Source organism: Streptomyces sp. NPDC030893 (genome assembly GCF_055571535.1).
Genome location: NZ_JBVIFC010000007.1, coordinates 303273 through 314944, shown reverse-complemented (window position 1 = coordinate 314944; position 11672 = coordinate 303273). Strand labels below are relative to the sequence as shown.

7 protein-coding genes are annotated in these 11672 nt (G+C 72.8%); 1 reads left to right on the top strand and 6 read right to left on the bottom strand.

Translation table 11 applies throughout. The features are described from left to right. Both ACZ434_RS16955 and ACZ434_RS16950 read right to left on the bottom strand, forming a co-directional pair. On the bottom strand, positions 1-1590 hold a 1590-nt coding region (locus tag ACZ434_RS16955), incomplete at its 3' end, for a maltotransferase domain-containing protein (RefSeq protein WP_468456383.1). A gap of 274 nt (positions 1591-1864) precedes the next feature. Continuing rightward, positions 1865-3067 (bottom strand): S8 family peptidase, encoded by a 1203-nt coding sequence (locus tag ACZ434_RS16950; RefSeq protein ID WP_468456381.1) that lies wholly within the window; start codon positions 3065-3067, stop codon positions 1865-1867. 264 nt (positions 3068-3331) lie between these two features. On the opposite strand from ACZ434_RS16950, the gene ACZ434_RS16945 reads away from it, so the two are divergent. Then, positions 3332-5950 carry a glycosyltransferase family 1 protein gene (locus ACZ434_RS16945; RefSeq protein WP_468456379.1) on the top strand — a complete coding sequence of 873 codons (2619 nt, stop codon included), beginning with the start codon at positions 3332-3334 and terminating at the stop codon, positions 5948-5950. A gap of 82 nt (positions 5951-6032) precedes the next feature. On the opposite strand, the gene ACZ434_RS16940 is transcribed toward ACZ434_RS16945, so the two are convergent. The 4 genes from ACZ434_RS16940 to ACZ434_RS16925 all read right to left on the bottom strand — a co-directional run bounded on the left by ACZ434_RS16940 (position 6033) and on the right by ACZ434_RS16925 (position 11599). Next, complete coding sequence (locus tag ACZ434_RS16940; protein ID WP_468456377.1) at positions 6033-7076, bottom strand: glycoside hydrolase family 11 protein; 1044 nt, start codon at positions 7074-7076, stop codon at positions 6033-6035. A gap of 346 nt (positions 7077-7422) precedes the next feature. Next, the gene (locus tag ACZ434_RS16935; RefSeq protein ID WP_468456375.1) at positions 7423-7944 is read right to left on the bottom strand and encodes a DUF1990 family protein; all 522 of its coding nucleotides are present in this window, start codon (positions 7942-7944) and stop codon (positions 7423-7425) included. Between the two features lie 72 nt (positions 7945-8016). Next, positions 8017-10074 carry a M4 family metallopeptidase gene (locus tag ACZ434_RS16930; protein WP_468456372.1) on the bottom strand — a complete coding sequence of 686 codons (2058 nt, stop codon included), beginning with the start codon at positions 10072-10074 and terminating at the stop codon, positions 8017-8019. A 271-nt stretch (positions 10075-10345) separates the two neighbouring features. After that, positions 10346-11599 carry an acyltransferase family protein gene (locus ACZ434_RS16925; protein WP_468456370.1) on the bottom strand — a complete coding sequence of 418 codons (1254 nt, stop codon included), beginning with the start codon at positions 11597-11599 and terminating at the stop codon, positions 10346-10348. Positions 11600-11672 lie beyond the last annotated feature (73 nt).

Here is an 11672-nt window from a genome sequence, read left to right as displayed (position 1 = left end):
GCGGACCTCGAAGGCGGGCCGGCCGCCGTGCTGGAGGTAGGCGTGCAGGATGTCGGGGGTGTTGGCGAAGAAGTTCGGCCGCATGAAGGAGGCGGTCTCGCCGGAGAGTTCGGTGAGGTAGTCGGTCAGTTCCTGCTTGGTGGTGCGCCAGGTGAAGTAGGTGTAGGACTGCTGGAAGCCGATCTGGGCCAGGGTGTGCATCATCGCGGGGCGGGTGAACGCCTCGGCGAGGAAGATGACGTCGGGGTCGGTGCGGTTGATCTCGCCGATCACCCGTTCCCAGAAGACGACCGGTTTGGTGTGGGGGTTGTCGACCCGGAAGATCCGCACGCCGGTGTCCATCCAGTGCCGCAGCACCCGGCAGGTCTCGCTGATGAGGCCGTCCATGTCGGCGTCGAAGGCGATGGGGTAGATGTCCTGGTACTTCTTCGGCGGGTTCTCCGCGTACGCGATGGAGCCGTCGGGGCGGTGGTGGAACCACTCGGGGTGCTTGTGCACCCAGGGGTGGTCGGGCGAGCACTGCAGGGCGAAGTCGAGGGCGATCTCCAGGCCGAGTTCCGCGGCCCGGCGTACGAAGCGGGTGAAGTCCTCCAGGGTGCCGAGCTGTGGGTGGACGGCGTCGTGGCCGCCTTCGGGGGAGCCGATGGCCCAGGGGACGCCGACGTCGTCGGGGCCGGCGTTCAGGGTGTTGTTGGGGCCTTTGCGGTGGGTGGTGCCGATGGGGTGGATGGGTGGGAGGTAGACGACGTCGAAGCCCATCGCGGCGATCGCGGGCAGGCGGCGGGCGGCGGTGTCGAAGGTGCCGTGCGGCTGCTGCGGTGTGCCTTCGGAGCGGGGGAAGAACTCGTACCAGGATCCGTACAGGGCCCGCTCGCGTTCCACCAGCAGGGGCAGCGGGTCGCTGCTGGTGACCAGTTCCCGCAGCGGATGCCGGGCGAGGACCGCCGCCACCTCCGGCGTCAACGCCGCCGCCAGCCGGGAGGCCGCCGGGCGGCTCTCGTCCCGCAGCGCCCCGACGGCCCCGAGCAGCACACTTCGGGACTCGGAACCGGGCACTCCGGTCGCAGCACGCTCGTACAGCCGGGCGCCCTCCTCCAGGACGACCTCCGTGTCCATGCCGGCCGGGATCTTGATCTCCGCGTGGCGCCGCCAGGTGGTGACCGGATCGCCCCAGGCCTCCACCGTGTACGTCCACCAGCCCGGCTCACCGGCGGTGACCGTCGCGCCCCACCTGTCCGTGCCCGGCGCGAGCTCCCGCATCGGCGTGAACGGCCCCCGGCGCCCCTCGGGATCTCTCAGGACCACATCGGCGGCCACCGCGTCGTGACCCTCGCGGAACACGGTGGCCGAGATCTCGAACGTCTCGCCGGTCACGGCCTTGGCCGGCCGGAGCCCCTGCCGGACCACCGGGCGCACGTCGAGCACCGGGATCCGCCCCACGGCGGTCGCGGGACCGTCGGCGGGGACCACGGCGTGCGACGGCGGCGGACCGCTCTCGCCGCGGCGGCCGGGGGAGGCCCCGGCGCCGCGTTCCACGGGCTTCGGGGCGCGGTGCGTCGGGGGTGGGGACGAGTGGTGCTTGGCGGGCATGACCGCTCCTGTCCGCGTCAACGTGGGTGGGCGGATGACTGTGGGGAGGTGGGTCCTGCGGGGTTCCCGTGAGGTGTACCCGCAGGAGCCTTCCCACACTGTTCGGGTGGGCAATCCGGCACGTTGTTAACTACTCACGCGTATGTCGACACACAAGTCCGGCCCCCTTCGCACGGGACGGAGCCGGACCCGATCGGGCCCGCCGGGCCCGTCCCCGTGGGCTCGCTCCCACCTCCGCCCGCGCCGCCGGCGTCCGTCCCGCGCGCGGGCGCCGCTACCCGCGCGGAACCTGGAGCAGCCGGTCCGGCGAGCCGAGCCCGCGCCCCGACACCTTCCCGCTCGCCGCCCCCTCGACCAGCGCCTTCGCCACCTGGGCCGGGGTCGCCCGCCGGTGCCCGGCCAGATACAGCGCCGCCGCGCCCGCCACGTGGGGGGAGGCCATCGACGTCCCCGAGCCGGTGGCCCGCGCGGTGTCGCTCGCGGCCGACGCCGAGGTGATGGACACTCCCGGAGCGAACACATCGAGCGCGGATCCCTGGTTGGAAAAGGCCGGTTTCTTGTCCTGCCGGTCGGTCGCGCCGACCGTGACGGCCTGTCTCACGCCCGCCGGCGAGTACAGCGCCGCCGCCCGGCCCTCGTTGCCCGCGGCGACCGTGTAGGTGACGCCGGAGGCGATGGAGGCGCGGACGGCGGCGTCGAGCTGCGCGTTGTAGGAGCCGCCGAGGCTGAGATTGGCGACGGCGGGCTTCCGTGCGTTCCGGGTCACCCAGTCGATGCCGGCGATCACCTGGGCCGTGGTGCCGGCGCCCGCGTCGTCCAGCACGCGCACGGAGACGATCTCCGCCCGCTTGGCGACCCCGTACGAGGTGCCCGCGACGATCCCGGCGACCTGGGTGCCGTGCCCGTTGCCGTCCTGGGCGGTCCGGTCGCCGTCGACGAAGTCCCAGCCGTGCCGGGCCCGGCCGCCGAAGTCCCGGTGCGTGGTGCGTACGCCGGTGTCGATCACGTACACCGTCACCCCGGCGCCCGCCGTGTCCGGGGAGGTGTAGCGGCGGTCCGGCGGCAGGGACGGCCGGTCGATCCGGTCCAGGCCCCAGGACGGCGGGTTCCGCTGGGTGCGGGCCGGCTCCACGCGGGTGTCCTGGACCACGGAGGCGACCCTGGGGTCGGCCGCGAGCCGTCCTGCCCGGTCCTTGTCGGCCCGTACGGCGTACCCGTTCAGCACCGTGCCGTAGGTATGGCTGATTCTCGCCCCGTACGACGCGGCGAGGTCCCGGCCCGCGGCCGAGCGGGCCGCCGTCCCCTCCCTGAGCGTCACCACGTAACTGCCGGTCACGGAGCCGGGTGCGCCGGCGCCGAGTATGCGTCCCTGGGGTGCGGCGTGCGCGGGCGGGGTGGCGGTCCAGGCCGCCGCGGTGCACAGCACCGCCGTCATGACCCCCGCCCCGCGCAGACACCGTGTCCGCGCCCGTGCCATGGTCCGGGTTCCCCTCCTCGAGTCGGCGGTACGGCACCGTGGGCCGGTACGCCGGACCGGCAGCGTCTCCTGCCGGGGCGAAGCCCGGCAAGAACGCCCATGGGGGTGGAATCGGCCATATCCGCCATGTGGTGAATCGTTTGGACAGGGCAACGGAGGTACCCGTGTCTCCCGGCCTCCCGCGCGGACGGTGTCCGCGCCGGTACTGTCGGCAGCGATGCCCGGACGCACACCGCGTCTCTCACGAACGCGCCGAGGTGGCTTGTGAAGGCGATCCGTCGATTCACCGTCCGACCCGTGCTCCCCGAACCCCTCCGGCCGCTGAGCGATCTGGCCCGCAATCTGCGCTGGTCCTGGCACACCGGGACCCGTGACCTGTTCCGCTCCGTCGACCCCGAGCGCTGGGCGGCGGCCGGCTGCGACCCCGTACGGCTGCTCGGCAGCGTGGCGACCGAGCGGCTCACCGAGCTGGCCGGGGACCGCGACTTCCTGGGCCGTCTCGACACGGTCGCGGACGACCTGCACGCCTACATGACCGGCGACCGCTGGTACCAGGCGCAGCCCGGCCGGCTGCCCGCCGCCGTCGCCTACTTCTCCCCGGAGTTCGGCATCACGGCCGCGCTGCCGCAGTACTCCGGAGGTCTCGGCATCCTCGCCGGCGACCACCTCAAGGCCGCCAGCGACCTCGGCGCCCCCCTCATCGGCGTCGGGCTGCTCTACCGGCACGGCTACTTCCGCCAGTCCCTGTCCCGGGACGGCTGGCAGCAGGAGCACTACCCCGTCCTCGACCCCAACGAGCTGCCCCTGGACCAGCTCAGGGAGCCCGACGGCACCCCCGCCCAGATCACCCTCGCCCTGCCCGGCGACCGCTCCCTGCGCGCCCGGATCTGGCTGGCCCAGGTGGGCAGGATCCCGCTGCTCCTGCTGGACTCCGACGTCGAGGAGAACGACCTCGGCGAACGCGGGGTGACCGACCGGCTCTACGGCGGCGGCAGCGAGCACCGGCTGCTCCAGGAGATGCTGCTCGGCATAGGAGGTGTCCGCGCGGTACGCACGTACTGCAGGCTCACCGGGCACGCCGAACCCGAGGTCTTTCACACCAACGAAGGCCACGCCGGCTTCCTCGGCCTGGAGCGCATCGCCGAACTGCGCGCGGGCGGGCTGGACTTCGACGCGGCGCTGGAGGCGGTCCGGGCGGGGACGGTGTTCACCACCCACACACCCGTCCCGGCCGGCATCGACCGCTTCGACCGTGAGCTGGTCGCCCGGCACTTCGGCCCGCACGCCGAGCTGCCGGGCATGGAGGTCGACCGCATCCTCCGGCTCGGCATGGAGACCTACCCCGGCGGCGAGCCCAACCTGTTCAACATGGCCGTGATGGGGCTGCGCCTGGCCCAGCGCGCCAACGGGGTGTCGCTGCTGCACGGTCACGTCAGCCGCGAGATGTTCTCCGGCCTGTGGCCCGGGTTCGACCCGGAGGAGGTGCCCATCACCTCCGTGACCAACGGGGTGCACGCGCCCACCTGGGTGGCTCCCGAGGTGTTCCGGCTCGGCGCCCGCCAGATCGGCACCCAGCGCGCCGAGGAGGCGCTGAGCGTCGGCGACTCCGACCGCTGGGACTCCGTCGCGGACATCGCCGACGAGGACATCTGGGAGCTGCGCCGCTCCCTGCGCGAACTGCTGGTGCTGGAGGTCCGCGAGCGGCTGCGCGCCTCCTGGCGGCAGCGCGGCGCCGGGACGGCCGAGCTGGGCTGGATCGACGGGGTGCTCGACCCGGACGTGCTGACCATCGGGTTCGCCCGGCGCGTCCCGTCGTACAAGCGGCTGACGCTGATGCTGCGCGACCGGGACCGGCTGATGGACCTGCTGCTGCACCCCGAACGGCCGGTGCAGATCGTGATCGCGGGCAAGGCGCACCCGGCGGACGACGGCGGCAAGCGGCTCATCCAGGAGCTGGTCCGCTTCGCCGACGACCCGCGCGTGCGCCACCGGATCGTGTTCCTGCCCGACTACGGCATGGCGATGGCGCAGAAGCTCTACCCCGGCTGCGACATCTGGCTGAACAACCCGCTCCGGCCGCTGGAGGCGTGCGGCACCAGCGGGATGAAGGCCGCGCTCAACGGCTGCCTCAACCTGTCGGTGCTGGACGGCTGGTGGGACGAGTGGTTCCAGCCCGACTTCGGCTGGGCCATCCCCACGGCGGACGGCGCGGGGACCGACCCGGACCGGCGCGACGACATAGAGGCCGCGGCGCTGTACGACCTGCTGGAGCAGCGGGTGACCCGGTCGTTCTACGAGCGGGGGCGCAGCGGGCTGCCGGACCGCTGGATCGAGATGGTGCGGCGGACGCTGAGCCTGCTCGGTCCGAAGGTGCTGGCCGGGCGCATGGTCCGGGAGTACGTCGAGCGGCTGTACGCGCCCGCCGCGCACGCGCACCGCGCTATGGACCCGGACTCCGCGCGGGCGCTGGCCGGGTGGAAGGCCCGGGTGCGGGCCGCCTGGCACGGGGTGACCGTCGACCATGTGGAGACGTCCGTGGCGTCGGCCACGGCGGAGCTCGGCGCGACGCTCGGACTGCGGGTGCGGGTGGGGCTCGGCGGGCTGAAGCCGGAGGACGTCGAGGTGCAGGCGGTCTCCGGGAGGGTGGACGAGGAGGACCGGATCACCGACGCGGCGGCGGTGCCGCTGAAGCCGGTGGGCGCGGCCGACGAGGAGGGCCGCTGGGTGTACGAGGGGCCGCTGGCCCTCGACCGTACGGGCCCCTTCGGGTACACCGTCCGCATCCTGCCCGGTCACCGCCTGCTGGCCTCGGGCGCCGAGCTGGGGCTGGTCACGGTCCCGTCGGAGGACGTGAGGGAGGCGGCGGGGTTGTTGATGCGGTGAGGCGTCCGCCTCCGGGCGGGCGTCGGCGCGGTGCCCACGAGCGGGGCACCGCGCCGACGCGTGTGCGGAGCGGGACGCCGGATCAGCCCGCGCCGCAGCTGCCGACCGACGGCGCCGGGCTGGAGGGCCCGCTGGCGGTGAAGCCGAACGATGTCGACTGTCCCGCGCTCAGGGTGCGGTTGTGGCCGGCCGGGGTCACGGTCACCACGTTCCCGTTCCGGCTGGCGGTGCCGTTCCAGAGCGAGACGATCGTCTGGTTGCCGGCCAGCGTCACCGGCACGCTCCAGTTGCTGACGCCGCCGCTGCCCGCGGTGATGGTCACCTCACCGTTGAAGCCGTTGTTCCACGCGTTGGTGGTGCGGTAGGTGGCGCTGCAGGCGCCCGGCGGCGGGGTCGTGCCCCCGCCTCCGCCCCCGCCCCCGCTGCCAAGGGTGATGCGGGAGCTGCCGCTGCTCTGGTAGCCCTCGGTGGCCATGATCATGTAGTAGTTGAAGGCCCCCATCGGCATCCCGGCCGCTTCCCAGGCGTCGAAGTGCGTGCCGGTGTCGATGGTGCCGCTGGACCGCTTGCCGTTGCGGACGCTCCAGTACTGCTGGAAGGTCTTGGTGCCCTCCACCGACGGCGCGTCGCGGCGGGTGGACTCGTAGATCGTGTACGTACCGCCGTCGGCGTTGACCGTGCCGCGCTGCTGGCCGGCCGACCCGGGGTTGTACGGGCCGTGGTTCTCGACGATGTAGTACTCCACCAGCGGGTTGGCGGTCCACCCGTACAGCGCCAGGTAGCCGTTGCTGCCCGGGTCGAAGGTGCCGGAGTAGGTGACGCTGCGCCGGCTGCCGTTGCTCCAGCCGAGGCCGCCGACCCAGTTGTTGGTGTTGCTCCACTGGCTGCTGTACTGCCCGGCGGCCCCCAGCGTCATGGTGACGGAGCCGGGGTCGTCGGTCCAGAAGGAGTAGTAGTACCCGTTGTACGTGCCGGTCGCGTTGCTGGTGAGGACCTGGTCGGCGCGCGCCGTGCCGGGCAGCAGCAGCCCGGACCCCGCCGCGGCCACCAGCGCCCCGGCGCCGCCGAGGACGAGCCTTCTGCGGCTGACCGTGCGGGGGCCCAAGTTGTGTGGGGGTTCGCTCATCAGAACTGTTTCCTCCTCGTGAACGGCACCGCCGACGACAGGGAGCCACACCGAGCACACCTCGGCGTTCACCGACGGGGCGACAGGGGACGACCGGCCCTGCGCTTACGAGACGCACGACCGGGGAGCGCCACAACGGTGTTCCGAGGCAAGGGAGTTGTCAATGGTTTCGGAATGTTCCCGAAATTTTTCGACGCCGTGACCCCTTGGTGTGCCTGGGTGAAAATGGGGGTGCGGTACGCCGGTGAAGGGGGTTCGCGCGGTCTCGTCGATGCGGAGGCTCGAAACTTTCGATCCCCTGGGGAGCAGGGCGGATGCCCCCTGCGCGGGCCCGGTCCGGGTGTCGTCAGTACTCGTCCAGGCCCCGGATGGCCAGGCGGCGGAGGGTCTTGCCGCAGCGGCGGGCGTAGGCGTGCTGGAGGCCTCGGGTGGCCGGGCCGCCGGCGCGGGCGTACCAGCTGGCGGCGCGGCTGAAGGCGGAGACGGTCAGCCATACCGTTCCGTCGCCGGTGCGGTCCACGACGAAGGCCTCCTCGCCGCTCTCCGGGTGGCCGGCCAGGGTGCCGTACGCCCAGCCGGCTCTGCGGTACTCCTCCACCGTCCACACCACCCGGCAGGGCGCCCTGACCACCCCGGCGAGGGTGACGGTGACGTCGACGTCCGGGGCCGCCCGGTCGGCCGCGGCCTCGATGCCGACGCCGATCTCGCGGTGCAGCTCCCAGGTGAGCAGCGCCTCCGCGGCCTGCTGGAAGACCGCCTCGCCCTCGCCGAGCCGGGTGCGTACCCGCAGCGGGTGGAAGCCGGGAGGGCAGAAGCCGGGGTCCCGGGTCGCGCCGACGTGGTCGTAGGTGAAGTCCGCCGAAGACATGGGACCCAAGAGTAGGGCGGCGCCCACGCCTTGGAGAAAGGCGGGGCGCCGCTCGGTGGGATCGCCTCCGGTTTACGGGAAGGTCAGCTTCCAGCCGCTGATGTAGCCGGTGTCGTAGCGTGCCCGGTCCTGCACGCGCAGCCGCCAGGTGCCGTTGGCGGTCTCGGACGAGGCGTTGACCGTGAAGGTCTGCTTGATGTCGTCCGCGGAGCCGCCGGTGCGGTTGCGCAGGTTGTACGCGGTGCCGTCCGGGGCCAGCAGGTCGACGACGAGGTCGCCGCTCCACGTGTGCTCGATGTCGACGGCGACCTGGAGGTTGGCCGGCGCGTTGCCGGACCGTCCGGTGACGGTGATCGAGGAGGTCACCGCGGCACCGTTGTCCGGGATCGACACGTCGGCGGTGTTCTCGAAGGACGTACCGCCGCCGCCGCCGTCACCGGGGCGGGAGCCGACGTTGACGCCCGCCCAGGCGTCCTGCACCGCCTTGTACTCGGCGCTGTCCGTGCCGTAGAGCTCACCGGTCGCCGCCAGGGTGCCGGTGCGGGCGCCCGCGTAGTTGGTGGTGGAGGTGAACTTCGTGGTGAGCGCGCGGAACCAGATCTTCTCCGCCTTGGCGCGGCCGATGCCGGTGACCGGGAGGCCGTCGGAGGTGGGCGAGTCGTAGGTGACACCGTTGACGGTCTTGGTGCCGCTGCCCTCGCTCAGCAGGTAGAAGAAGTGGTTCGCGGGGCCGGAGGAGTAGTGGACGTCGACGTTGCCGATGCCCGAGTACCAGTAGTCCTTGGACGCGCCGTCCTTGCTCGGCTCGTCCATGTAGCGCAGCGGGGTGCCGTCGCCGTTGATGTCGATCTCCTCGCCGATGAGGTAGTCACCGACGTCGGAGGAGTTGTTCGCGTAGAACTCGACGGTCGCGCCGAAGATGTCGCTGGTCGCCTCGTTGAGGCCGCCTGACTCCCCGCTGTAGATGAGGCCGGCGGTGTTCGAGGTCAGGCCGTGGGTCATCTCGTGCGCGGCCACGTCGATCGACGTCAGCGGGTTGGCGTTGCCGGAGCCGTCGCCGTACGTCATGCAGAAGCAGCTGTCCGACCAGAAGGCGTTGACGTAGTTGTTGCCGTAGTGGACCCGGGAGTAGGCGCCCACGCCGTCGCCGCGGATGCCGCTGCGGCCGTGCACGTTCTTGTAGTAGTCCCAGGTCAGCGCGGCCCCGTAGTGGGCGTCCGCGGCGGCCGACTCCAGGTTGGAGGGGCTGCCGTTGCCCCAGACGTCGTCGGAGCCGGAGAACAGGGTGCCGGTGCCGGAGGTGCCGCGGTTGAGGTTGTACGTGCGGTGGTTGCCGCGCGCCCCGTCGGTGAGGTTGTACGACGACCCGGACTGCGTGGTGGTCAGGTCGACGGTGCCGCTGTACACGGTGTGGCCGGTTCCGTTCTGGATGGCCTCCCACTCGTACAGTTTCTCGCCCGTGGTGGCGTCGGTGACGACGTGCAGCTCCTGCGGGGTGCCGTCGTGCTGGAGCCCGCCGACGACGGTCTCGTACGCCACGACCGGCGTGCCCCCGGCCGCCCAGATCACCTTGCGCGGGGCCCGGTCGACGTCGGCGCCCTCGGCCTTCTCGGCCTTCGCGGCGGACAGGGCCTGCCGCTCGGCCTCCGCGGCCGGCACCTTGGCCGTGGTGGTCGCGGGCTTCACCGCGGTCCGGGTGGCCTTGACGACGGCGTCGGCCGCACCGGCCGTGTCGCCCTGGACGACCAGGTCGCCGCCGAGGACGGGCAGTCCGTCGTAGGTGCGCTCGTAGCGCACGTGCACGGTGCCGTCGCGGTCCTTGAGCACGTCACGGACGACGAGCTTCTCCTTCGCGCCCAGACCGAGGTCCTTCGCGGTCTCCGCCTTGGTGGCGTTCGCCTCCCGGATCAGCGCGGCGCGCTGGGCGGGGGTGAGCGTGACCGACTCGGAGCCCGGCTTCGCCTTGCTCTCGGCCGCCGGCGCGCGCTCCGGGGCGGCGGTGGCGGAGCCGGACTGCACGGCCGTGGCGATCAGCGCGGCCACCCCGGCGAGGGCGACGGCGGCGGCGCGGCGGTGCGTGCGGTGGGAGGTGCCGTGGGGGGTGGGTCTGTGGGACGACCTGGTTCTCAACGCTGACTCCTTCTGCGTGGCCGCGGGTCGCACGGCCTGGGGAGACCGGCCGGCGGGTGAGCCGCCCGGGCAGAACGGAAGTGCTCTGAGCCATGGCCGCTGCCGTACAGCGGTGGGGTGGAGCTGTGGGGTTGCTGTGGAACGGCCGTGGGAAGAGTCGCAGGGGATCACGGTTCCTGTCAGGAGCGCGTCAAGACATTGGCCGGAAATCGTTCGTTGTCCGGGGGGCGGGGTTCGGTATACGAACGGTCAGGAGCGCGAGCGGGCGGCATCAGCCGTCCGTGGACAGCAGCCGTGTCACGTCGACCGAACCGTCGCCCGTCCGCGGCTCGGGGATCAGTGCCCACAGGGCGGCCGACGCGGCGAACGCGGCGACCAGGGCGAGGACGCCGCCGCGGCCGGTCGCCCACCGGGCCCGGAACCGCACCGGGTCCTCCACCAGCACCTTCGACAGCCAGGCGGCCAGGACGGACACGGCGAGCAGCACGGCCGTACGCGGCAGGCCGGACAGGCCCAGGCGCTCCTCGTCGAGCAGCAGGAACACCGGCCAGTGCCACAGGTAGAGGCTGTACGACAGGCCGCCGAGCCGGCGCGGCACGGGCGTGGCGAGGGCACGGCCCAGCGGGCTGTGCGGCGTGTGGGCGAGACAGCCGATGAGCAGGGCGGCGGCCAGCGCGTGCAGGAACAGGCCGCCCTGGAACAGGGACGGGGTCCGCTGTCCGTCGGCCGACACCCAGTACGCCCCGATCCCGCAGGCCAGGAGCGGGCCCGTCCGGCACAGGGCGGCCTCGCGGGCGCGGGCGAACAGACGGGCGGCCGGCGCCGTGGCCGTCAGGGAGCCGAGCAGCAGGGAGAAGGCGCGGGTGTCGGTGCCCTCGTAGACGCGGGTCGTGTCGGCCGGACCGGCGGAGGCGGCGAGGGCGACCATGAGGGCCAGCGAGACGAGGGCTCCGGCACCGGCCACGGCGGCGATGCGCCGCTCGGCGTTCTTCCCGCGCGCGAGCAGCGCCACCAGCAGCGGCCAGAGCAGATAGAACTGCTCCTCCACGGCGATGCTCCACAAGTGGCCGAAGACCCGGGTGTCCGCCCCGTTCCAGTAGCCGGCCCCGTCGGCGACGAGATGCCAGTTGGTGAGGTTCGCCGCCACCCAGGGGGCGTCGTCGAGCGCGAACCGGAGCAGCGCCGGCGGACCGAACGCCCACACCAGGAGCAGGGTGCCCGCCACGGTGACGGCGAGCGCGGGCAGCAGCCGCCGTGCGCGCCGTCCCCAGAACGCGACGAGCCCGATACGGCCGTCGCCCTCCCGCGCCTCCTTCAGCAACAACCCGGTGATCAGGAAACCGGACAGGACGAAGAACAGGTCGACGCCGAGGAAGCCCCCGCCGAGGTGGCCGGCGTGGAACAGCAGCACGCCCAGCACAGCCACCCCGCGCAGCCCGTCCAGCGGGGCGATGTGCCGCCGTCTGCCCGGTGCCGTCGCTGGGGCGGTGCGGCGGTGTGTGGTCCTCGGTGGGGCTGGGTGCATGGGTGCGGATCTCCGGGGAGGGCGGGGGCGGGTGGACTGACGGGCGGGCTGACGGGGGGACTGACGGGTGGCC

Excerpts from the sequence above, each read along its gene's own strand:
- ACZ434_RS16950 (WP_468456381.1), bottom strand. The coding sequence starts at position 3,067 with ATGGCACGGGCGCGGACACGGTGTCTGCGCGGGGCGGGGGTCATGACG.
- ACZ434_RS16940 (WP_468456377.1), bottom strand. The coding sequence starts at position 7,076 with ATGAGCGAACCCCCACACAACTTGGGCCCCCGCACGGTCAGCCGCAGA.
- ACZ434_RS16935 (WP_468456375.1), bottom strand. The coding sequence starts at position 7,944 with ATGTCTTCGGCGGACTTCACCTACGACCACGTCGGCGCGACCCGGGAC.
- ACZ434_RS16925 (WP_468456370.1), bottom strand. The coding sequence starts at position 11,599 with ATGCACCCAGCCCCACCGAGGACCACACACCGCCGCACCGCCCCAGCG.